At 73.9% G+C, this 21,635-nt stretch carries 20 protein-coding genes; 16 read left to right on the forward strand and 4 right to left on the reverse strand.

Going from position 1 to position 21,635, the window contains the following annotated elements; translation table 11 throughout:
• Positions 1 to 108: 108 nt before the first annotated feature.
• The 9 genes from LFA75_RS20385 to LFA75_RS20425 are packed head-to-tail and all read left to right on the forward strand — an operon-like array spanning position 109 to position 7,429.
• Positions 109 to 909 (forward strand): helix-turn-helix transcriptional regulator, encoded by an 801-nt coding sequence (locus LFA75_RS20385; protein WP_225235416.1) that lies wholly within the window; start codon positions 109 to 111, stop codon positions 907 to 909.
• Positions 906 to 2,342 carry a Fe-S cluster assembly protein SufB gene (gene sufB / locus LFA75_RS20390; protein ID WP_225235417.1) on the forward strand — a complete coding sequence of 479 codons (1,437 nt, stop codon included), beginning with the start codon at positions 906 to 908 and terminating at the stop codon, positions 2,340 to 2,342. Before LFA75_RS20385 ends, sufB begins: the two co-directional genes overlap by 4 nt.
• A complete protein-coding gene (gene sufD / locus LFA75_RS20395) occupies positions 2,342 to 3,661 on the forward strand; it encodes a Fe-S cluster assembly protein SufD (protein ID WP_225235418.1) in 1,320 nt (439 codons plus the stop codon). Before sufB ends, sufD begins: the two co-directional genes overlap by 1 nt.
• Positions 3,658 to 4,002: a Rieske (2Fe-2S) protein gene (locus LFA75_RS20400; protein ID WP_225235419.1), complete on the forward strand. Its 345-nt coding sequence runs from the start codon at positions 3,658 to 3,660 to the stop codon at positions 4,000 to 4,002. The genes sufD and LFA75_RS20400 overlap by 4 nt, the downstream gene beginning before the upstream one ends.
• 23 nt (positions 4,003 to 4,025) lie before the next feature.
• Complete coding sequence (gene sufC / locus LFA75_RS20405) at positions 4,026 to 4,823, forward strand: Fe-S cluster assembly ATPase SufC (RefSeq protein ID WP_225235420.1); 798 nt, start codon at positions 4,026 to 4,028, stop codon at positions 4,821 to 4,823.
• Complete coding sequence (locus LFA75_RS20410; RefSeq protein WP_225235421.1) at positions 4,820 to 6,142, forward strand: cysteine desulfurase; 1,323 nt, start codon at positions 4,820 to 4,822, stop codon at positions 6,140 to 6,142. The genes sufC and LFA75_RS20410 overlap by 4 nt, the downstream gene beginning before the upstream one ends.
• Entirely contained in the window at positions 6,142 to 6,618 is a 477-nt protein-coding gene (gene sufU, locus LFA75_RS20415; protein ID WP_225235422.1) for a Fe-S cluster assembly sulfur transfer protein SufU, read from the forward strand. The genes LFA75_RS20410 and sufU overlap by 1 nt, the downstream gene beginning before the upstream one ends.
• On the forward strand, positions 6,615 to 6,992 hold the full coding sequence (locus LFA75_RS20420; RefSeq protein ID WP_225235423.1) for a metal-sulfur cluster assembly factor: 378 nt from the start codon (positions 6,615 to 6,617) through the stop codon (positions 6,990 to 6,992). Before sufU ends, LFA75_RS20420 begins: the two co-directional genes overlap by 4 nt.
• 17 nt (positions 6,993 to 7,009) lie before the next feature.
• Positions 7,010 to 7,429: a hypothetical protein gene (locus LFA75_RS20425; RefSeq protein ID WP_225235424.1), complete on the forward strand. Its 420-nt coding sequence runs from the start codon at positions 7,010 to 7,012 to the stop codon at positions 7,427 to 7,429.
• Between the two features lie 175 nt (positions 7,430 to 7,604).
• Here LFA75_RS20425 and LFA75_RS20430 read toward each other — a convergent pair whose 3' ends face one another.
• On the reverse strand, positions 7,605 to 9,524 hold the full coding sequence (locus tag LFA75_RS20430) for an SCO7613 C-terminal domain-containing membrane protein (protein ID WP_225235425.1): 1,920 nt from the start codon (positions 9,522 to 9,524) through the stop codon (positions 7,605 to 7,607).
• A gap of 567 nt (positions 9,525 to 10,091) precedes the next feature.
• On the opposite strand from LFA75_RS20430, the gene LFA75_RS20435 reads away from it, so the two are divergent.
• From LFA75_RS20435 to LFA75_RS20460, 6 genes are all read left to right on the forward strand, one after another.
• Positions 10,092 to 11,702 (forward strand): ABC-F family ATP-binding cassette domain-containing protein, encoded by a 1,611-nt coding sequence (locus tag LFA75_RS20435; RefSeq protein WP_318250038.1) that lies wholly within the window; start codon positions 10,092 to 10,094, stop codon positions 11,700 to 11,702.
• Between the two features lie 130 nt (positions 11,703 to 11,832).
• Positions 11,833 to 12,084 carry a helix-turn-helix domain-containing protein gene (locus tag LFA75_RS20440; RefSeq protein WP_225235427.1) on the forward strand — a complete coding sequence of 84 codons (252 nt, stop codon included), beginning with the start codon at positions 11,833 to 11,835 and terminating at the stop codon, positions 12,082 to 12,084.
• The gene (locus LFA75_RS20445; protein WP_263639397.1) at positions 12,081 to 12,872 is read left to right on the forward strand and encodes an enoyl-CoA hydratase/isomerase family protein; all 792 of its coding nucleotides are present in this window, start codon (positions 12,081 to 12,083) and stop codon (positions 12,870 to 12,872) included. Before LFA75_RS20440 ends, LFA75_RS20445 begins: the two co-directional genes overlap by 4 nt.
• Before the next feature lie 7 nt (positions 12,873 to 12,879).
• Complete coding sequence (locus LFA75_RS20450; RefSeq protein ID WP_225235428.1) at positions 12,880 to 14,772, forward strand: ABC transporter ATP-binding protein; 1,893 nt, start codon at positions 12,880 to 12,882, stop codon at positions 14,770 to 14,772.
• A 55-nt stretch (positions 14,773 to 14,827) separates the two neighbouring features.
• Positions 14,828 to 15,262 (forward strand): SgcJ/EcaC family oxidoreductase, encoded by a 435-nt coding sequence (locus tag LFA75_RS20455; RefSeq protein WP_225236098.1) that lies wholly within the window; start codon positions 14,828 to 14,830, stop codon positions 15,260 to 15,262.
• On the forward strand, positions 15,259 to 16,056 hold the full coding sequence (locus LFA75_RS20460; RefSeq protein ID WP_225235429.1) for a sulfurtransferase: 798 nt from the start codon (positions 15,259 to 15,261) through the stop codon (positions 16,054 to 16,056). The genes LFA75_RS20455 and LFA75_RS20460 overlap by 4 nt, the downstream gene beginning before the upstream one ends.
• Positions 16,057 to 16,060: 4 nt before the next feature.
• On the opposite strand, the gene LFA75_RS20465 is transcribed toward LFA75_RS20460, so the two are convergent.
• The 3 genes from LFA75_RS20465 to acnA are packed head-to-tail and all read right to left on the reverse strand — an operon-like array spanning position 16,061 to position 20,448.
• Positions 16,061 to 16,864 carry a sirohydrochlorin chelatase gene (locus LFA75_RS20465; RefSeq protein ID WP_225235430.1) on the reverse strand — a complete coding sequence of 268 codons (804 nt, stop codon included), beginning with the start codon at positions 16,862 to 16,864 and terminating at the stop codon, positions 16,061 to 16,063.
• Complete coding sequence (locus tag LFA75_RS20470; RefSeq protein WP_225235431.1) at positions 16,861 to 17,622, reverse strand: SDR family oxidoreductase; 762 nt, start codon at positions 17,620 to 17,622, stop codon at positions 16,861 to 16,863. The genes LFA75_RS20465 and LFA75_RS20470 overlap by 4 nt, the downstream gene beginning before the upstream one ends.
• A gap of 3 nt (positions 17,623 to 17,625) precedes the next feature.
• Positions 17,626 to 20,448 carry an aconitate hydratase AcnA gene (gene acnA / locus LFA75_RS20475; RefSeq protein ID WP_225235432.1) on the reverse strand — a complete coding sequence of 941 codons (2,823 nt, stop codon included), beginning with the start codon at positions 20,446 to 20,448 and terminating at the stop codon, positions 17,626 to 17,628.
• 170 nt (positions 20,449 to 20,618) lie between these two features.
• Here acnA and LFA75_RS20480 point away from each other — a divergent pair, with 170 nt between their 5' ends.
• Positions 20,619 to 21,605: a phosphatase PAP2 family protein gene (locus LFA75_RS20480; protein ID WP_225235433.1), complete on the forward strand. Its 987-nt coding sequence runs from the start codon at positions 20,619 to 20,621 to the stop codon at positions 21,603 to 21,605.
• Positions 21,606 to 21,635 lie beyond the last annotated feature (30 nt).

The following is a 21,635-nucleotide window of genomic DNA, read 5'->3' on the forward strand; positions in this document are numbered from 1 at the left end:
CGACTGCGGGGAGGGGTCCGTCGGGACCCCTCCCCGCGGCCGTGACCGGCGCGTTCGGGTTAGGGCGACCTTGCTTGCGGGCTCCGGGAAATAGCGCACACTCGTGTTGTGGAATCCACTGCGGCGCAGTCCGCCCGGTCCTCGGCCCCGGCCGACGACGGGCGCACCCGCGACCGCGTGACCGGTCTGCTGCTGGAGCACGGCGCGCAGACCGCCACCGAGCTGGCGACCCGGCTGGGTGTCTCGCCGGCCGCCGTCCGCCGGCACCTGGACTCCCTGGTCGCCGAGGGCCGCGTCGCCGAGCGTGCACTGCCCGGGTCGGTCCGCGGCCGCGGCCGCCCGGCGCGGCACTTCGTGCTCACCGACGCCGGCCGGTCGGGCTTCCCGCACGCCTACGACGACCTGGCGCTCACCGCGCTGCGGTTCGTCGCGGCGCACGGCGGGCCCGACGCCGTCCGGGACGTCGCCGGGCAGCAGCTGGCCGGCCTCGAGCAGCGATGCTCGACCGCCGTCGAGCGGGCCGCGGCGACCACCGGTCCCGAGCCCGTGGACCGGGCCCAGGTGCTCGCCGAGGCGCTCACCGCCGAGGGCTACGCTGCCTCGGCCTCGGCGATCTCCAGCGGCGGGCAGCTGTGCCAGCACCACTGCCCGGTCGCGCACGTCGCCGCGGAGTTCCCGCAGCTGTGCGAGGCCGAGACCGCGGTCATCGGCCGCCTGGTCGGCACGCACGTGCAGCGGCTGGCCACCATCGCCCACGGCGACGGGATCTGCACCACCCACATACCCGGGACCCCCCGGAGCGGGAACACAACCCGCCCCGGGAGCCCTGTACCGAACGAGCGGGCGGACGCGCGCCGCCCCGCACCGAGCCACACCCGACAGAACGCCCGGGAGAGGACATCCGCATGACCACCACAGAGCAGCCGGTCACCCCCCTGACCCAGGACGAGCAGATCGACCAGCTCGGCCGCTACAAGTACGGCTGGGCCGACGCCGACGTCGCCGGCGCCTCCTCGCGCCGCGGCATCGACGAGGAGGTCGTGCGCGACATCTCCCGTCGGAAGAACGAGCCCGAGTGGATGCTCGAGCGCCGCCTCAAGGCCCTCAAGCTCTTCGGCAAGAAGCCCATGCCCGACTGGGGCTCGGACCTCTCCGGCATCGACTTCGACAACATCAAGTACTTCGTGCGGTCGACGGAGAAGCAGGCCGCGACCTGGGACGACCTCCCGGCCGACATCAAGAACACCTACGACAAGCTGGGCATCCCCGAGGCCGAGAAGCAGCGCCTGGTCTCCGGTGTCGCTGCCCAGTACGAGTCCGAGGTCGTCTACCACTCGATCCGCGAGGACCTCGAGGAGCAGGGCGTCCTGTTCCTGGACACCGACACCGCGCTGCGCGAGCACGAGGACCTGTTCCGCGAGTACTTCGGCTCGGTGATCCCGTCCGGGGACAACAAGTTCTCCGCGCTGAACACCGCCGTGTGGTCCGGTGGCTCCTTCATCTACGTGCCCCCGGGCGTCAACGTGGAGATCCCGCTGCAGGCCTACTTCCGGATCAACACCGAGAACATGGGCCAGTTCGAGCGGACGCTGATCGTCGTCGACGAGGGCGCCTACGTGCACTACGTCGAGGGCTGCACCGCGCCGATCTACAAGTCGGACTCGCTGCACTCCGCGGTCGTCGAGATCATCGTCAAGAAGAACGCGCGCTGCCGGTACACGACCATCCAGAACTGGTCGAACAACGTCTACAACCTGGTCACCAAGCGGGCCGTGGCCCACGAGGGCGCGACCATGGAGTGGGTCGACGGCAACATCGGCTCCAAGGTGACGATGAAGTACCCGGCCGTGTGGATGACCGGTGAGCACGCCAAGGGCGAGGTGCTCTCGATCGCCTTCGCCGGCGAGGGCCAGCACCAGGACGCCGGCGCCAAGATGGTGCACGCCGCGCCGCACACCTCGTCGAACATCATCAGCAAGTCCGTCGCCCGCGGTGGCGGCCGGACCTCCTACCGGGGCCTGGTGCAGATCGACGAGGGCGCCCACGGCTCCCGCTCCACGGTGAAGTGCGACGCGCTGCTGGTCGACACGATCAGCCGCTCGGACACCTACCCCTACGTCGACGTCCGCGAGGACGACGTCTCCATGGGCCACGAGGCCACGGTCTCCCGGGTCAGCGAGGACCAGCTCTTCTACCTGATGAGCCGCGGTCTGTCCGAGGACGAGGCGATGGCGATGGTCGTGCGCGGCTTCGTCGAGCCGATCGCCCGGGAGCTGCCGATGGAGTACGCCCTCGAGCTGAACCGCCTGATCGAGCTGCAGATGGAAGGTGCCGTCGGCTGATGACCGACCCACAGACGAGCCTGACGACCGACTCCGCCACCCTCGCCGAGGAGCTCTTCGCCCCCGGCGTCGGTGCGCAGGCCGGCCCGCCGACCACCCCCGCGTCCGACACCGGCACCGCCGGTGCCGGCCCGGGGTCGCACAGCCACGGTGGCCCCGCCCCGACCGGTTCGCCGGCCGAGCGGTTCACCTCCGCCGACCCCGACGACTTCCCCGTCGTCACGGGCCGGGAGGAGCAGTGGCGCTTCACCCCGATGAAGCGGGTCCGCCCGCTGCTGGAGGGTGCGGACTCCGACGCCCGCCTCGAGCTGACGTCGGACCTGCCCGACGGGGTCGAGCTGACCACCGTCGGCGCCGACGACCCGCTGCTCAAGGGGCTGCCCGAGCCCGTCGACCGGCTCGCCGCCCTCACCCGCGTCCGCGCGGGCGGCGCGACCGTCGTCCGGGTGCCCGCGGAGGCCCAGCTGGACCGCCCGGTCACGCTGTCGCTGCGCGGCACCGGCTCCGACGAGGTCGTGTGGGGCCAGACCGTGGTCCAGGTCGGCAACTTCGCCAAGGCCACCATCGTGCTGGACCACGCCGGCTCGGCGAAGTACTCCGGCGGCGTCACCGTGCTCGTCGGCGACGGTGCCCAGGTCGAGCTGATCAGCGTCCAGGAGTGGGAGCCCGGCACCGCGCACGGCGGCCAGTTCGACGCCGTCGTCGGCCGGGACGCCACCTTCCGCCAGGTCGTGGTGACCCTCGGCGGGGACCTGGTCCGCCTGGTCAGCAACGTCGAGTACGCCGGCCCCGGCGGCACCGCCGAGCTGTCCGGCGTCTACTTCGCCGACGAGACCCAGCACCAGGAGCACCGGCTCTGGGTCGACCACGCCACGCCCAACTGCGTCAGCAACGTCGTCTACAAGGGCGCGCTGCAGGGCGAGCAGGCGCACACGGTGTGGGTCGGCGACGTCCGGATCCGCCCCGCGGCCACCGGCACGGAGACATACGAGCTCAACCGCAACCTGGTGCTCACCGACGGCGCCCGCGCCGACTCGGTGCCCAACCTGGAGATCGAGACCGGCGAGATCGTCAGCGCCGGCCACGCCAGCGCGACCGGCCGGTTCGACGACGAGCAGCTGTTCTACCTGTGCTCGCGCGGGATCGACGCCGAGACCGCCCGCCGCCTGGTCGTCCGCGGCTTCTTCGCCGACGTGGTGCAGAAGATCGCCGTCCCCGAGCTGGCCGACCGCCTGATGGGCACCATCGAGCAGCGGCTGGGTGCCCTCCCGGGCCTCGAGGAGCAGGACGTCGAGGCCGGAGAGCTCCAGCCGGCATGAGCTACCAGCGGGTCTGCTCCCTCTCCGAGGTCGCCGACGGCGAGGCCCTCCCGGTCTCCGTCGGCGACGGTGCAGATGCCATCGAGCTGGTCGTGGCCCGGCACGGGGACGACGTCTTCGCGCTGACCGACCTGTGCTCGCACCAGGACTACCCGCTGAGCGACGGGGACGTCGAGATCGTCGACGGCGTCCCCACCATCGAGTGCACCTGGCACGGGTCGTGCTTCGACCTGCGCACCGGTGTCCCCACCAACCTGCCGGCGAACCAGCCGGTCACCACCCACCCGGTCCGCGTCGAGGGCGACGACGTCCTCGTCGACACCTCCGCGGCAACCGGCTGACCCACCGAACTGAGAGGCATCACATGAGCGAGACCACCGGCAGCGTGCTGGAGATCCGCGGCCTGCACGTCACGGTCGGGGAGGGCGACGAGACCAAGGAGATCCTCCGCGGCGTCGACCTCACCATCCGCAGCGGCGAGACCCACGCGATCATGGGCCCCAACGGCTCCGGCAAGTCCACCCTGGCGTACTCCATCGCGGGGCACCCGAAGTACACGATCACCGGGGGCACCGTCACCCTCGACGGCGAGGACGTCCTCGCGATGACCGTCGACGAGCGCGCCCGGGCCGGCCTGTTCCTGGCCATGCAGTACCCGGTCGAGGTCCCCGGCGTCTCGGTGTCGAACTTCCTGCGCACCGCCGCCACCGCCGTCACCGGCCAGGCGCCGAAGCTGCGCACCTGGGTCAAGGACATGCGCACCGAGATGGAGGCGCTCGAGATGGACGCCGCCTTCGCCGAGCGCAACGTCAACGAAGGCTTCTCCGGCGGCGAGAAGAAGCGCCACGAGATCCTCCAGATGGGCCTGCTCAAGCCCAAGATGGCGATCCTCGACGAGACCGACTCGGGCCTCGACGTCGACGCCCTGCGCGTCGTGTCCGAGGGCGTCAACCGGGCCAAGGCCAACAGCTCCGTCGGCGTCCTGCTGATCACGCACTACACGCGGATCCTGCGCTACATCGAGCCCGACTTCGTGCACGTCTTCGTCGCCGGCCGGGTCGTCGAGGAGGGCGGCAAGGAGCTGGCCGACAAGCTCGAGGCCGAGGGCTACGCGGCCTACCTCAAGGCCGACGCGGACGCGGCGGCGGTGGCCTCGGCATGACCGCGACCGCCACGGCGCCCGCGACCGGGCGCACGCCGCTCCCGCTGGACGTCGAGGCGGTCCGTGCCGACTTCCCGATCCTGGGCCGCACGGTCCGGGACGGGAAGCGGCTGGTCTACCTGGACTCGGGGGCGACCTCGCAGAAGCCCCGCCAGGTGCTCGACGCCGAGCGCTGGTTCTACGAGAACGTCAACGCCGCCCCGCACCGCGGCGCGCACGCCCTGGCCGAGGAGGCCACCGAGGCCTACGAGCAGGCCCGGGTGACGATCGCGTCGTTCATCGGCGCGCAGCCCGACGAGGTCGTGTTCACCCGCAACTCCACCGAGGCGATCAACCTGGTGGCCTACGCGATGAGCAACGCGGTCACCGCCAAGGAGCCGGAGTTCCACCGGTACGCCGTCGGCGAGGGCGACGAGGTCGTCGTCACCGAGATGGAGCACCACGCCAACCTCATCCCGTGGCAGCAGCTGTGCGAGCGCACCGGCGCCACGCTGCGCTGGCTGGGGCTCACCGACGACGGCCGGCTGGACCTGTCGGACCTGGACACCGTGGTCAACGAGCGGACCAAGCTCGTCACGGTCACCCAGCAGTCCAACATCCTGGGCACCATGCCGCCGCTGGCGCCGATCATCGAGCGCGCGCACGCCGTGGGCGCGCTGGTCATGGTCGACGGCGCGCAGTCGGTGCCGCACCAGCCGGTGGACGTCGCCGCCCTGGGCGCGGACTTCCTGGTGTTCTCCGGGCACAAGATGCTCGGCCCCACCGGGGTCGGCGTGCTGTGGGGCCGCGCCGAGGTGCTGGCCGCGCTGCCGCCGTTCCTCACCGGCGGCTCGATGATCGAGGTCGTGCGGATGGAGGGCAGCACCTTCGCCCCGCCGCCGCAGCGCTTCGAGGCCGGCGTCCCGATGACCGCGCAGGTGATCGGGCTGGCCGCGGCCGCGGACTACCTGACCGCGCTGGGCATGGACAAGGTGCAGGCGCACGAGGAGGCGCTCACCGAGTACGCCCTCGCCCAGCTGCAGGCCATCCCCGGCGTCCGGGTGATCGGCCCGGTCGACACCGTCGCCCGCGGCGGCGCGATCAGCTTCACCGTCGAGGGCATCCACCCGCACGACGTCGGCCAGGTCCTCGACGACCAGGGCATCGCCGTCCGGGTGGGGCACCACTGCGCCTGGCCGGTCGTCCGGCGCTACGGCGTCCCGGCGACCACCCGCGCCACGTTCTACGTGCACACCGGCTACGACGACGTCGACGCCCTGGTCGAGGGCGTGCGGCATGCGCAGCGCTTCTTCGGCGTTGACGGTGGGGAGGAGGCCTGATGAAGCTGCAGGACATGTACCAGGAGATCATCCTGGACCACTACCGGAACCCCCACGGCCGCGGACTGCGCGACCCGTTCGACGCCGAGGTGCACCACGTCAACCCGACCTGCGGGGACGAGGTCACGCTGCGGGTCAAGGTCGACGGCGACACCCTGACCGACGTGTCCTACGAGGGCATGGGCTGCTCGATCAGCCAGGCCTCGGTGTCGGCGATGTACGACCTGGTGGTCGGCAAGAGCGTCCCCGACGCCCTGGCCACCGGCGAGGACTTCATGCGCCTGATGCAGGCCAAGGGCGACACCGCCGTGGCCGACGAGCTCGAGGACAGCCTGGAGGACGCCGTCGCGTTCGCCGGGGTGTCGAAGTACCCGGCGCGGATCAAGTGCGCGCTGATGAGCTGGATGGCCCTCAAGGACGCCAGCGCCCGGGCCTGGACGCCCACCGAGACCGCCCCTACGGAGGAGCCCGCATGAGCGAGACCACCGACACCCCCGTCGCCGCGACCCCGAAGGCCCCGGTGATCAAGCCGGACCTCGAGGAGCTCGAGGAGGCCATGCGCGACGTCGTCGACCCCGAGCTCGGCGTGAACGTCGTCGACCTCGGCCTGGTCTACGGCATCGAGGTGGACGACGCGAACGTCGCCGTCATCGACATGACGCTGACCTCCGCGGCCTGCCCGCTGACCGACGTCATCGAGGACCAGGCCCGCCAGGCCCTCACCGGCGGCCCCGGCCCCGGCCTGGTCGAGGACATCCGGATCAACTGGGTCTGGATGCCGCCGTGGGGCCCGGACAAGATCACCGACGACGGTCGGGAGCAGCTGCGCGCCTTGGGCTTCCGGGTCTGAAGCAGCTGCTGGACCGGTTGGCCGCGGGGGAGGACCCCGCGGCCGACGGCAGCGTCACGACGCAGCCCGCGCCCCTCGGGGCGCGGGCTGTCGTCGTCGGCGGCACCGCCTGGGCCTACGTGGGCGCCGACGTCGACCCGGCCTGGGTCGCCGCCTGGGTGGCCGCGTCGCCGGACCCGGTCGCCGCACCGCTGTCGGCCCGGTTCCTGAGCGCGCTGGCCGACGAGACCGGCGTCGAGCCGGGCGTCGTGGACGCCGTGCTGGTCGCACCCACGGCGCCGGTCGCACCGGCCATCCCGTTGCAGCCGCTGCAGGCAGCCGACCACCCGCGGGTGCAGCGGGCGCACCGGCACCGCACCGACGTCCGGGTGCTCGGCACACCCGACGGCGCGGCGCTGCTCTCGCTGGGCCGCGGGCTGGCCGGCCGGTGGGAGTAGAAGGACCCCGCTGCCCCCCACAACGCGCTCCGCGCGCTGCGGGCCCCTGCAGCCGGGCCGAAGCCCTGGTCGACGGCCGGCTGTGGGCGCAGGTCGCGCCGGCGAACACGGCGTCGATGCGCTCGTTCCTGGCAGCGGGCTACCGCGTGGTCTGCGCCGAGTCCCTGTTCGGCAGCTAGCGCAGCGTCCGCACCCGGGCCGGGACGGCGTCCCCCCGGCGGCGCTGCTGCTCCCGGACGGCGCCCGCCGCCATGAGCAGGGCGCCGACGACCAGCAGGGCGACCACCCAGGGGGTCGGCGCGCCGTCGAGCAGCCAGCCGGCGGTCACCCCGAGGACGCCGACCAGGCCCAGCACGAACGGTGCGCGCACCGCCCAGCCGAGCCCGCCCAGGACGAGCAGCAGCGCCGCGACCAGGGTCACGACCTGGCGCACCGGCGTCGGGTCGAGCACGGTGAGCAGCACCGAGGGCATCAGCCCCACAGCCAGACCCGGCCCCCAGGCCGGCCAGCTGGTGCCGTGCGGCAGCGAGCGCCACCGGCCGGCCAGCATGACCACCCCGGCCGGCACGGTCACCACCTCCGGCGCACCCCAGCCGAGCTGGTCGGCGCCCAGCCAGGCGGCGGCCACCAGGGCCAGGCCGCCGAGCACCCGGGTGCCCCGCCCGCGGACCTCCTGCTCGTCCAGCGGGACGTCGGGGTCCCGGGTGCCGCGGGTGACGTCACCGTGCCCCATCAGGGCCAGCCCCAGGACGGCGAGCAGCAGCGCGGTGGCGCCCAGCCGCCCGGAGGACGACGCCGTGGCGATGCCGAGGAAGCCGACGACCGCACCGGTGCCCGCGGCCGAGACCGACGCCCGCCGGTCCGGCGACGCGGGGTCGTCCTCCTCGGTCGCCGGGGGTGGGCTGCGCCCGGTATCAGCGGCGGCGAACGCCGACCGGACGTCGTCCACCGGTCCGGTCGGGGCAGCCGCCCGGCGCCCGATCCGGGCCGACACCCAGGCCTGCACCCGCCGGCGCGACCACCACGGCAAGACGACGGCGAGCACCACCGCCTCGGCCAGCGCGGCCACCGCGACGGCGACCAGCGCGGCGCCGACCGCCGCGCCCGACACCTGGCCCTCGCTGGTCAGCAGCACCACGGCCAGCGCCACGGTCCCGACCGCGATCGGGACCGTCGAGGGTCTGGTGTCCCGGTCCCGGACCGACAGCAGCACCGCGGCGGCCGCGGTGGTGACCATCAGCAGCCCGAGGTCGGCCCAGTTCCCGGCGCGCGCGGTGCCGACGGCGGCGAGCACGGTCAGCGTGGCCGCGGCGGCCAGCCCGGCGTCCCGCGGCACCCAGTCCGGCCCCCGGGACGCGGCGACGGCGACCAGCGCAGCCAGTCCGAGGCCCAGGAACCCCGACCCCAGCACCCACTGCGGCCCGGTGGACGCCGCGGCGCCGGCGACCACCGAGCCGGCCGTGAGCCCGGAGAGCACCGGGACGGCAGCCCCGCCCAGGGGGAGCTCCGGCACCTTCTCGTGCGTGGTGACCAGCAGGCCGACCGCGGCCCCGGTGGCCAGCAGCGCGGCGACCGCCGGCCGGTCGCCGGACCAGGCGGCCCGCTCGGCGACCCAGACGCCGACCACCCACCAGGGCACCGAGCAGAGCAGGCCGGACAGCGCGACGACGCCGTCGGCGAACCAGGCGATCGCCAGGCCGGTCAACGCCACGCCCAGCAGGGCCCCGGCGAGCAGGTCGCTGGGCAGGTCCCCGGCCCGCACGGCCACCAGCACCGCGACCTGGGCGGCGACCCAGCAGCTGACCCGCCAGGTGCGCAGCTGCGGGCTGACCAGCGCCAGCGCGCCGGTGCCGACGGCCACGAAGAGCACCAGCGTGCCGGCGGCCAGCTCCGGGTCGGGCGCCGTCCGCGCGCCGACCACGACCAGCGCCGCCGCGGCCAGCACCGAGCCGACGGCCAGGGCCTCGCCGGCGGTCGGGCTGCCGGCGTGCCCGGCCAGGACGCCCAGCGCGGCCGCGACGAGCAGCAGGACCGAGACCGCGACGACCCCGGCCGGCGTCCCGACCGTGAAGGTGGACAGCACCGACCCCAGCACCGCGACTGCCCCCTATACACATCCGACGCCGCCGACGACACCCCATCCCAGCTCGTGGCCAGTCACCCCCCGGGCCACTCCCCGGGCAGCACCTGCCTCTACGCCCCCGAGCTGGACACCGTCTTCACCGGCGACACCCTGTTCTGCGGCGGGCCCCGGGCCCCCGGCCGCCGCCTCCCCCCAACGCCGCCGCGCGCGACTACCCTCTCCACGACGCGCNGGGCGTCGAGGTCCGGGGGCGGCGGTGCGGAGCGTGGCGAGCAGGGCGTCGCGGTCGCGGTGCAGGTCGGCCAGGGTCACGCCGATCCGGCCGACCACCAGGCCGGCGTGCGCGGCCGCGGGCAGCCCGCAGGTCGGGCACGGCGTGCTCGGCGGGGCGCCCGGGGGCACCGGCGTCGAGCAGACCGGGCAGCGCAGCACCCACGGGGCGGCGGTCGGAGCAGTCATGCCACCCAGGCTGTCCGGGTCCAGGGCCCCCGGCCTCCGGCGTGCTACCCGACCCGGGCTGAGTAGTGCTGCGGATGTCACCACCGCAGGTCCTCGGACCAGGGCCGTTCCGCCGGTACCATGGAACCAGTGATCACGACCACCGGCCTCGAGCTCCGCGCGGGCTCGCGCATCCTGATCAGCGAGGCGGACCTGCGGGTGCAGCCCGGTGACCGGATCGGCCTCGTCGGGCGCAACGGCGCCGGCAAGACCACCACCCTCACCACGCTGGCCGGTGAGCGCGTCCCGCACGCCGGCAAGGTCGACCAGGTCGGCGAGCTGGGCTACCTGCCGCAGGACACGCTCAGCGGCGACCTGTCGATCACCGCGAGCGACCGGGTGCTGTCCGGCCGCGGCCTGGACGAGCTCAAGGCCCAGCTGACCAAGGCCCAGATCGCCATGGCCGAGCCCGCCGACGACGCCGAGCGCGACCGCGCCGTCCGCCGCTACGGCCGGCTCGAGGACCAGTTCGCCGCCATGGGCGGCTACGCCGCCGAGTCCGACGCCGCGCGCATCTGCACCAACCTGGGTCTGCCGGACCGGGTGCTGGAGCAGCCGCTGTCCACGCTGTCCGGTGGCCAGCGCCGCCGCGTCGAGCTGGCCCGGATCCTGTTCTCCGACGCCGAGACCCTGCTGCTCGACGAGCCGACCAACCACCTGGACGCCGACTCGATCGCCTGGCTCCGGGGCTTCCTGGCCACCCACCGCAGCGGGCTGATCGTGATCAGCCACGACGTCGACCTGCTGGCCGCCGTGGTGAACAAGGTCTGGCACCTGGACGCCAACCGGGCCACCGTCGACGTCTACAACCTGGGCTGGAAGCGGTACCTGGAGGCGCGGGAGACCGATGAGCGCCGCCGCCGCTCCGAGCGGGCCAACGCCGAGAAGAAGATCGGCGCGCTGACCGCGCAGGCGGACAAGATGCGGGCCAAGGCGACCAAGGCCAAGGCCGCGCAGTCGATGGACAAGCGCGCCCAGCGGCTGGCCGCGGGCCTGGAGCAGGTGCGCGTGCAGGACCGGGTGGCCAAGCTGCGCTTCCCGACCCCGGCGCCCTGCGGCAAGACCCCGCTGACCGCCGAGCGGCTGAGCAAGAGCTACGGCTCGCTGGAGATCTTCACCGGCGTGGACCTGGCCATCGACCGCGGCACCCGGGTCGTCGTCCTCGGGCTCAACGGCGCGGGCAAGACCACCCTGCTGCGCATGCTGGCCGGCACCGAGAAGCCGGACACGGGCGAGGTCAAGGCCGGGCACGGGCTGCGGCTGGGCTACTACGCCCAGGAGCACGAGACGCTGGACATGGACCGCTCGCTGCTGGAGATCATGCAGTCCGCGGCGCCGGACCAGACCGCGACCGAGCTGCGCCGCATCCTGGGCGCGTTCCTCTTCTCCGGGGACGCCGTCGACCAGCGCGCCGGCACGCTGTCCGGTGGCGAGAAGACCCGCCTGGCGATGGCCGCGCTGGTCTGCTCGGCGGCCAACGTGCTGCTGCTGGACGAGCCGACCAACAACCTGGACCCGGCCAGCCGCGAGCAGGTGCTCGAGGCGCTGCGCACCTACCAGGGCGCGATCGTGCTGGTCACCCACGACGAGGGCGCGGTCACCGCGCTGGACCCGGACAAGGTCATCCTGCTGCCCGACGGCACCGAGGACACCTGGTCGGCCGACTTCGCCGAGCTCGTCGAGCTGGCGTAGCCGCTCACCGAGCGGCGCGCCCGCCACTGGGTGATCATTCGGACGAGACCGACGTCACCGGGACGACGGTCCGGGCGACCAGTGGGGGACCTCGGCGCAGCCGGGGTGGACGCTGGCACGGAGGGGAGTCATGGCCGACTCGAACGCAGCAGCCGACACCACCGCTGACCTGACCAAGGGCAAGCGGATCACCGGCGACGACCGCAACACGCTCGCCGACGACCTGCGCAAGCGGTACGACGCCGGGGAGAGCATCCGGCTGCTGGCCGCCTCCACCGGGCGCTCCTACGGCTTCGTGCACCGCCTGCTGAGCGAGTCCGGGGCGACCCTGCGCAGCCGCGGCGGCGCCAACCGCCCCAGCGCGCCCGACGCGAAGAAGTGAGCGGCGACCCGGCCCGGGGCTGGGTCACCACGTCGCTGGACGGCCCCGTCCTCACCGTCACCCTGGACCGGGCCGACCAGCTCAACGCCCAGGTCCCGGCGACCTGGCACGCCCTGGCAGAGATCGGCGCGACGCTGCCCGACGACGTCCGGGTGGTCGTCGTCCGCGGCGCCGGCCGGGCATTCTCGGCGGGGCTGGACCGGTCGCTGTTCTCCGCCGACCCGTCGCTGCCGGGCGGGCTGGGCGAGCTCGTCGGCCTCGGCCCGGAGGGCGCCCAGGAGCGGATCCGCGGCTACCAGGCCGGGTTCCGCTGGCTGCGCCGGCCGGGCGTCGTCTCGATCGCCGTCGTGCAGGGGCACGCCATCGGCGCCGGCGCGCAGCTGGCGCTGGCCTGCGATCTCCGGGTCTGCGGTGAGGAGGCCACCTTCTCCCTCCCCGAGGCGGTGCTCGGCCTGGTGCCCGACCTGACCGGCACGTCCACCCTGGTGCAGGCGGTGGGCTACAGCCGTGCCCTGGAGATGTGCCTGACCGGACGGCGGGTCGGTGCCGCCGAGGCGCACGCCACCGGGCTGGCCAACGCCGTCGTCCCTGCCGAAGCGCTCGAGCGCACCGTCAGCGAGCTGGTCGGCGCGATCCTCGGCCCCGACGCCGGTGCGAGCCGGGAGACCGCCGCGCTCGTGCGGCGGGCCGCAGCCGCCGACACCGAGGGGCAGGACGCCGCCGAGCGGGCCGCGCAGGTCCGGCGGCTGCACGCCTTCGCGGAACAGGGCACGTCGACGCAGGGTTGAGGACGTCGTGGACGGACCGATGACCTCGATGGCCGCGATGCGGTCCTTCCGCCGCGACGCCACCCCCGCCCGGGAGATCCCGAAGGGGACCGTGCGCCGGATCCTCGGCGTGGCCGGTCCGTACCGACGTGATCTGACGTTCTTCCTGGCCCTGGTGGTGCTGTCGGCGGTGATCGGGGTGGCCACCCCGCTGCTGGCCGGCGACATCGTCAACCGGATCGCCGGGCTGACCGGCACCTCCGGCGACATCGTGCGGATCGCGCTGGTCATCGCCGGCCTGGCCCTGGTGGACGCGGGCAGCTCGCTGGCGCAGCGCTGGTACTCCTCGCGGATCGGCGAGGGCGTCATCTACGACCTGCGGGCCCGGGTGTTCGCCCACGTGCAGCGGATGCCGGTGGCGTTCTTCACCCGCACCCAGACCGGTGCGCTGGTCAGCCGGCTCAACAACGACGTCATCGGCGCCCAGCAGGCCTTCACCTCGACGCTGTCCGGGGTGGTCTCCAACGTCATCGGCCTGGTGCTCACCGCCGGCGTGATGCTCACGCTGTCCTGGCAGATCACCCTGCTGTCGGTCGTGCTGGTCCCGCTGTTCGTGCTGCCGGCCAAGCGGATCGGGGCGCGGCTGCAGGAGATCACCCGGGAGTCCTACGGGCTCAACGCGTCGATGAACGCCACCATGACCGAGCGGTTCAACGTGGCCGGCGCGCTGCTGGTCAAGCTGTTCGGCCGGCCCGAGGCCGAGGTGGAGTCCTTCCGGGCCCGCGCCGCCCGGGTGCGCGACATCGGTGTGCTGTCGGCGATGTACGGCCGCACCTTCTTCACCGCGCTCACCCTGGTCGCGGCGCTCGCCACCGCCCTGGTCTACGGCCTGGGCGGCTCGCTGGCCTTCGACGGCTCGTTGACGCCGGGCGCCGTGGTGTCCCTGGCGCTGCTGCTGTCCCGGCTGTACGGCCCGCTGACCGCGCTGTCCAACGTCCGGGTCGACGTGATGAGCGCGATGGTCAGCTTCGACCGGGTCTTCGAGGTGCTCGACCTGGCACCCATGATCGACGAGGCGCCCGACGCCCGGCCGGTGCCGGCGGGGGACCGCTCGGTCGAGTTCGACCACGTCTCCTTCAGCTACCCGACCGCCGAGCAGGTGTCGCTGGCCTCGCTGGAGGACCTGTCGCTGCCCGAGCACGGCGAGCCGGCCGAGGTGCTGCACGACGTCAGCTTCCGGGCCGAGGCCGGCCAGTTGGTCGCCCTGGTCGGGTTCTCCGGGGCCGGCAAGTCCACCATCGCCAACCTGGTGCCCCGGCTGTACGACGTGACCGCCGGCGCCGTCCGGGTGGGCGGGGTCGACGTGCGGGAGGCCACCGCGGACTCGCTGCGGGCCGCCATCGGCGTGGTCAGCCAGGACGCCCACCTGTTCCACGACACGATCCGGGCCAACCTGGTCTACGCGCGGCCCGAGGCCACCGAGGACGAGCTGTGGGCCGCGCTGACCGGCGCCCGGATCGCCGCGCTGGTCGCCTCGCTGCCCGACGGTCTGGAGACGGTGGTCGGCGACCGCGGCTACCGGATGTCCGGCGGGGAGAAGCAGCGGCTGGCGATCGCCCGGGTGCTGCTCAAGGCGCCCGGGGTGGTGATCCTGGACGAGGCCACCGCGCACCTGGACAGCCAGAGCGAGGTCGCCGTCCAGAAGGCGCTGGACACCGCGCTGGCCGGCCGCACCTCGCTGGTCATCGCGCACCGGCTGTCGACCATCCGCAGCGCCGACCTGATCCTGGTGCTCGACGAGGGCCGGATCGTGGAGCAGGGCACGCACGACGAGCTGCTCGTCCGCGGCGGTCGCTACGCCGAGCTGCACAGCACCCAGTTCACCCAGGGGCCCGTGTCGCCGACCGCTGCCCCGGCCTGAGCACTACCGTCACAGGGGTCCCACCCGCACCACCCCTGGAGTCCCGTTGTCCGTCGTGCACCCCGAGGACGCGGAGATCCGCGCCGTCTACGCCGAGTACCTGGCCGGCTGGAACGCGCACAGCGCCGCCCGGCAGGCGGCCACCCTCGCCGACGACGCCGACGTGGTCGGCTTCGACGGCACCCAGCACCACGGCCGGCTGCAGTTCGCCGCCGACCTCCGGCGGATCTTCGCCGACCACGCCCCGCCGCCGTACGCGGGCACCGTCCGCTCGGTGCGGGCCATGGGGGAGGAGACCGCCGTGCTGACGGCGATCGCCGGCATGCCCGCGCCCGACGGCACGCTGCACCCCGACCTGGTCGCGGTGCACACCGTCGTGTTGGTGAAGGACGGCCGCCGGTGGAAGATCGGCGTCTTCGCCGCCACCCCGGCTCTCCGGTCCGCCCCGGCCGACGCGGTCGCCGTGCTCGCCGCCGAGTTCGCCGGGTGACCATCCCGGTGCTGGCCGGTCCGGGCGCCGTCCCGGGCGCGGTGGTGCTCGACGTGCGCTGGGCGCTGGGCCGCACCGACGGGCACGAGCAGTACCTGGCCGGCCACCTGCCCGGTGCGGTCTACGTCGACCTGGACACCGAGCTGGCCGCCCCGCCCTCGGCCGCCGGCCGGCACCCGCTGCCGTCGGTCGCCGACCTGCAGGCCGCGGCCCGCCGGTGGGGGATCAGCACCGGGTCCCGGGTCGTCGTGCACGACGCCGGCCCGGGGACGGCGGCCGCCCGCGCCTGGTGGCTGCTGCGCTGGGGTGGACTTGTCGACGTGTCGATCCTGGACGGCGGCCTGGCCGCCTGGACCGGTCCGCTGGAGACCGGTGAGGTGGTGCCCGAGCCGGGGGACGTCGTCCTGACCGGGGGCGCCATGCCCGTGCTCACCGCCGACGAGGCGGCTGCGCTGCCGGGTTCGGGCGGCGTGCTGCTGGACGCCCGGGCCGGCGAGCGGTTCCGGGGCGAGGTCGAGCCGATCGACCCGGTGGCCGGCCACGTCCCGGGCGCGGTGAGCGCGCCGACCACCGACACCCTGGCCGACGGCCGGTTCCGCTCCGACCTGGCCGAGCACTTCGCCGCGCTCGGCGTCGTCCCGGGGACGACGGTGGGCGTCTACTGCGGCTCCGGGGTCACGGCCGCGCACGAGGTCGCCGCGCTGGCCGTCGCCGGCGTCGACGCCGCCCTGTGGCCGGGCTCGTGGTCGGAGTGGTCGGCCGACCCCACCCGCCCGGTCGCCACCGGGCCCTGAGCCCTCAGGCGTCCTCGGGGCCCGGCCAGAAGTCCAGGGTGTCGACCCGGTGCGGGCCGCGGACCTCGGCCTCGCGGCGGGCCGAGGCGATCGCGGCGTCGTAGCGGTCCAGCAGGACGGCGGCGATCCGCTCGTCGGGCAGCAGCGGGGCGGTGACCAGGTCGGCGCCGGCGGCGTCGAGCTTGTCGCGGAAGTGCCCGGGCGCCAGCAGGTAGGCCGCGACCACCACCCGCTCGGCGCCGGCCCCGCGGGCGGTGGCCACTGCGTCGGGCACGGTGGGCTGGGCGGCCGAGCCGTAGCCGGTGGTCACCGGGCCGGCCCAGGTGCGCTGCAGCAGGTCGGCGGTGTCCTCGACGTCCGCGGTCGCCCGGGGGTCGCTGGAGCCCGCCGCGGCCACCACGACGGCGGTCGTCGGGTCGGTGGGGTCGGCGCCGGCGGCGACCAGGCGGTCGTGCAGCACCTGGGCCAGCCGGAGGTCCGGGCCCAGCGGGCGGGCCGACAGGGTGCCCGGGTGGCTGTCGACGGCACCGGCGATGTCCACGTGGACGTGGAACCCGCCCGACAGCAGCACGGGGACGACGACGGCCGAGGTGCGCCGCTCCGCCAGCCCGGCCACCACGTCGACCACCGTGGGCGGCTGCACGTCGACGAACGCTGCGGTCGTCTCCAGCCCCGGCCGCAGCGCCTTCGCGGCCAGCGCGAGCTCGGCGATCAGCCGGCGGCCGGTCGGGTTGCGGGTGCCGTGCGCGCAGGCCACCAGCACCGGGGCGGTCTCCACCACGGCGTCGTGTGCCTCCTGCGTCGTCACAGGGACCTCGTGACGCCGCCGTCGACGGCGACCATCGTGCCGGTCACGTAGCTCGCCGCGGGGGAGAGCAGGAAGGCGGCGACCGCGCCGAACTCCTCGGGCCGGCCGACCCGGCGCAGCGGGATGCCGGACTCGGTGCGGGCCCGCATCGCGGCGGCGTCGCCCGACGCGGCCTCGATGTCGGTGATCCGGTCGGTGGCGATGGTGCCGGGCAGCAGGCCGAACACCCGGATGCCGCGGGGGCCCAGCTCGTCGGCCAGCGCCTTGGCGGTCATCGCCAGCCCCGGCCGCAGGCCGTTCGAGATGGCCAGGTGACCGATCGGCTGCCGCACCGAGGTGGACAGCACCAGCCCGATCGCCGACCCCTCGGCCAGCACGGGCACCAAAGCCTTCACCAGCCGGATGGTGCCCAGCAGGACGGAGTCGACCGCGTCGCGCCAGTCGGCCTCGTCGGTGTCCAGCACGGACCCGGGCTTCGGCCCGCCGACGGACACCAGGGCGCCGTCGACCCGGCCGAGGTCGCGGACCGCCGCGGCCACCAGGTCCTGGGCGGACGAGGTGTCGGCGAGGTCGGCGGCCAGGCCGTACGCCGCCGGCGCCCCACCCAGGGCGGCGACGGCGGCGTCCACGGATCCTCGGGACCGGGAGCTGACCAGCACCCGGGCCCCGTCGTCGACCAGGGCACGGGCGGTCGCGGCACCCAGCCCCCGGCTCGCGCCGGTGAGCAGGTACCCGCGACCGCCCAGCCCCAGGTCCACGGATCAGGCGGGGACGGACCCGCGGAGGGAGCGCAGCACGTACTGCATGATCCCGCCGTTGCGGTAGTAGTTCGCCTCGCCGGGGGTGTCGATCCGGACCCGGGCGTCGAACTCGACGTCCCCGGCCTTGACCTTGACCGTCCGCGGGGTGGACCCGTCGTTGAGCGCCGTGATGCCGGTGATCGTGAACTCCTCGTCACCGGTCAGGCCCAGGGACTCCCGGTTCTGGCCCTCGGGGTACTGCAGCGGCAGCACGCCCATGCCGATGAGGTTGGAGCGGTGGATCCGCTCGTAGCTCTCGGCGATGACGGCCTTGACGCCCAGCAGCGCGGTGCCCTTGGCGGCCCAGTCGCGCGAGGACCCGGAGCCGTACTCCTTGCCCGCGAGCACCACCAGCGGCACGCCGGCGTCGATGTAGCCGCGCGAGGCGTCGTAGATCGTCGTCGTCTCGCCGGTCAGGTGGTTCTTGGTGACGCCGCCCTCGGTGCCGGGCACCAGCTGGTTGCGCAGCCGGATGTTGGCGAAGGTGCCGCGGATCATGACCTCGTGGTTCCCGCGGCGCGAGCCGTAGGAGTTGAAGTCCCGACGCTCGATGCCGTGCTCGGACAGGTACTTCCCGGCGGGGGAGTCGGCCTTGATCGAGCCGGCCGGGCTGATGTGGTCGGTGGTCACCGAGTCACCCAGCACGGCCAGGGTGCGCGCCCCGGCGATGTCCTCGACGGGGGCCGGCTCGGCCGGCATGCCGTCGAAGTACGGGGGCTTGCGGACGTAGGTGCTCTGCGCGTCCCAGTCGAAGGTCTTGCCCTCGGGGGTGGGCAGCGAGCGCCACTGCTCGTCACCGGCGAAGACGTCGGCGTAGTCGTCGACGAACATCTCCTTGGTGATCGACTCGTCGATCGTGCGCTGCACGTCGATCGGCGAGGGCCAGATGTCGCGCAGGTAGACGTCCACGCCGTCCTGGTCTTGGCCCAGCGGCTCGTTGTTCAGGTCGACGTCCATGGAGCCGGCCAGCGCGTAGGCGATGACCAGCGGCGGGGACGCCAGGTAGTTCATCTTCACGTCCGGGTTGATCCGGCCCTCGAAGTTCCGGTTGCCCGAGAGCACCGAGACGACGGCCAGGTCGGCCTCGTTGACGGCCTCGCTGATCGCCGGGGGGAGCGGCCCGGAGTTGCCGATGCAGGTCACGCAGCCGTAGCCGACCAGGTAGAAGCCGAGCTTCTCCAGGTACGGGGTGAGCTGGGCCTTCTCGTAGTAGTCCATGACGACCTTGGACCCCGGCGCCAGGGTGGTCTTCACCCACGGCTTGCTGGTCAGCCCGCGCTCGACGGCGTTCTTGGCCAGCAGCGCCGCACCGATCATCACCGAGGGGTTCGAGGTGTTGGTGCACGAGGTGATCGAGGCGATCGTCACGTGGCCGTGGTCGACGTAGGTCTCGGTGCCGTCCTCGAGCACGACCTTCGTCGGCTTGGAGGCGCGGTCCGGTACCCGGGCCGGGACGACGGTGTGCGGCTCGGCGCCGGCGTTGCCGTTGCTGGCCGAGACCGGGTCCGAGGCCGGGAAGGTCTCCTCCACGCCCTCGTCGGAGACCGACTCGGCGGTGGGGGCGTCGTCGACGCTGTCGTCGGCGGAGCCGGCGTAGGTGGGCAGCACCTCGCGGAAGGCGGCCTTGGCGTCGGACAGCTGCACGCGGTCCTGCGGGCGCTTCGGGCCGGCGATCGAGGGCACGATCGTGGCCAGGTCCAGCTCGAGGTACTCGGAGAAGACCGGCTCGCGGGTCTCGTCGTGCCACAGGCCCTGGGTCTTGGCGTAGGCCTCGACCAGGGCGACCTGGGCGTCGCTGCGGCCGGTGAGCTGCAGGTAGCGGATCGTCTCGCCGTCGATCGGGAAGATCGCGGCGGTCGAGCCGAACTCCGGGCTCATGTTGCCGATGGTGGCGCGGTTGGCCAGCGGGACGGCGGAGACGCCGGCGCCGTAGAACTCCACGAACTTCCCGACGACGCCGTGCTTGCGCAGCATCTCGGTGATCGTGAGGACCAGGTCGGTGGCGGTGGCGCCGTCGGGCAGCTGGCCGGTGAGCTTGAAGCCCACGACGCGGGGGATGAGCATGGAGACGGGCTGGCCGAGCATGGCCGCCTCGGCCTCGATGCCGCCGACGCCCCAGCCCAGCACGCCCAGGCCGTTGACCATCGTGGTGTGGCTGTCGGTGCCCACGCAGGTGTCGGGGTAGGCGAGGGTCTTCCCGTCCTCGTCGCGGGAGAAGACCACGCGGGCCAGGTGCTCGATGTTGACCTGGTGGACGATGCCGGTGCCCGGGGGGACGACCTTGAAGTCGTCGAAGGCGCCCTGGCCCCAGCGGAGGAACTGGTAGCGCTCGCCGTTGCGCTGGTACTCGATCTCGACGTTGCGCTCGAAGGACTCGGGGGTCCCGAACACGTCGGAGATGACGGAGTGGTCGATGACCAGCTCGGCCGGGGCGAGCGGGTTGATCTTCGTCGGGTCGCCGCCGAGGTCGGCCATGGCCTCGCGCATGGTGGCCAGGTCGACGATGCAGGGCACGCCGGTGAAGTCCTGCATGACCACGCGGGCCGGGGTGAACTGGATCTCCTGGTCGGGCTCGGCCGAGGGGTCCCAGCCGGCGATCGCCCGCACGTGGTCGGCGGTGATGTCCGCGCCGTCCTCGGTGCGGAGCAGGTTCTCCAGGAGGATCTTGAGGCTGTAGGGCAGCTTGTCAGCGCCCTCCACCGCGTCGAGCCGGAAGATGTCGTAGTCGGTGCCGTCGACGCTCAACGTCGCCCGGGCTCCGAAGCTGTCCTTGCTGGCTGCCACTCTTGCGCCTCACCCTCGATGGTCCGTCGCGCTCCTTGCCACCGGCCATCATCCCAGCCCCGTGCGCGCCGTGCGGGGTTAGGCAACCCTTCCCGGGCAGCGGTGGCGCCGGTCACCTCCGGCGGGGTGTCTCCGGGGTGGACGGCGTCGGAACCCCTAGCGTCCGCGGCGTGACCACCACCGCGGTGCCCGCCACCGCGGTGACCCCTGCCCCGGTCGTGCCTCGGGTCCGGGGCCGGGCCGTGCGGACGACGCTGTCGGCGGTCCACCTGGCCGCGTTCGTCGCCGTCTGCGTCGCTGCCGGGCTGCCCACCGACCGGCTCGGCGTGCTGCTGTGGGTGCTCACCGGCCTGGCCTGCCGCTGCGTCGGCCACGGGTGGCGGTCCGCGGCGCGGTTGCTGGCCGACTGGGTCCCGCTCGGGGCGGTGCTGCTGCTCTACGACGCCAGCCGGGGCGTGGCGAACACCCTGGGGGCCGCCGTCCACGTCGTCGAGCCCGCCGCGGTGGACCGGGCGGTCTTCGGCGTCGTCCCGACCGTCTGGCTGCAGGCGCACCTGACCGCCCCGGGTTGGCTGGCGGTGCTGGTGACGCTGGTCTACAGCTCGCACTTCGTCCTCACCCCGCTGCTGCTGGCCGTGCTGTGGGTGCGCGACCGGGCGCGCTGGGCGCGGTACGCCCGGCTGGTGGTCGCGCTGTCGCTGGCCGGGCTGGCCACCTACGTGCTCTACCCGGCCGCGCCGCCCTGGCTGGCCGCCCGGGAGGGCGTGGTCGGCGAGGTGCACCGGCTCGGCGGCGACGGCTGGGCCGTGCTCGGGCTGCCGCGCGCCCAGGCCCTGCTGCACGCCGGGCAGGGCCAGGTGAACCCGGTGGCCGCCGTCCCGTCGCTGCACACGGCGTTCGCCGTCCTGCTCTGCCTGGTCGGGCTGGGCCTTGTGCGGCACCGGTGGCAGCGGGCGCTGCTGGTCGCCTACGCCGTCGCGATGCCGCTGGTGCTGGTCTGGTCCGGCGAGCACTACGTCGTCGACACCGTCCTGGGGGCGCTGTACGCGGGGGGCGTCTGGCTGGCGGTGCCCCGGCTGGGGAGCGTTGCGCGCACCGTGCAACGCCGGTGGTCGACCCGCGGCGATAGCGTGACGGCGACCACTCTCCGCGGCTGACCCCCGGGTCGGCCCCGACCACCCGGAGCC

Source organism: Klenkia terrae (genome assembly GCF_900491935.1).
Classification (GTDB): Bacteria; Actinomycetota; Actinomycetes; order Mycobacteriales; family Geodermatophilaceae; genus Klenkia; species Klenkia terrae.

Bases quoted from the DNA above. Each gene is read 5' to 3' on its own strand.
- LFA75_RS20400 (WP_225235419.1), top strand. From the start codon at position 3,658: ATGAGCTACCAGCGGGTCTGCTCCCTCTCCGAGGTCGCCGACGGCGAG.
- LFA75_RS20420 (WP_225235423.1), top strand. From the start codon at position 6,615: ATGAGCGAGACCACCGACACCCCCGTCGCCGCGACCCCGAAGGCCCCG.
- LFA75_RS20440 (WP_225235427.1), top strand. From the start codon at position 11,833: ATGGCCGACTCGAACGCAGCAGCCGACACCACCGCTGACCTGACCAAG.
- sufB (WP_225235417.1), top strand. From the start codon at position 906: ATGACCACCACAGAGCAGCCGGTCACCCCCCTGACCCAGGACGAGCAG.
- sufD (WP_225235418.1), top strand. From the start codon at position 2,342: ATGACCGACCCACAGACGAGCCTGACGACCGACTCCGCCACCCTCGCC.
- LFA75_RS20410 (WP_225235421.1), top strand. From the start codon at position 4,820: ATGACCGCGACCGCCACGGCGCCCGCGACCGGGCGCACGCCGCTCCCG.
- LFA75_RS20435 (WP_318250038.1), top strand. From the start codon at position 10,092: ATGGAACCAGTGATCACGACCACCGGCCTCGAGCTCCGCGCGGGCTCG.
- sufC (WP_225235420.1), top strand. From the start codon at position 4,026: ATGAGCGAGACCACCGGCAGCGTGCTGGAGATCCGCGGCCTGCACGTC.
- sufU (WP_225235422.1), top strand. From the start codon at position 6,142: ATGAAGCTGCAGGACATGTACCAGGAGATCATCCTGGACCACTACCGG.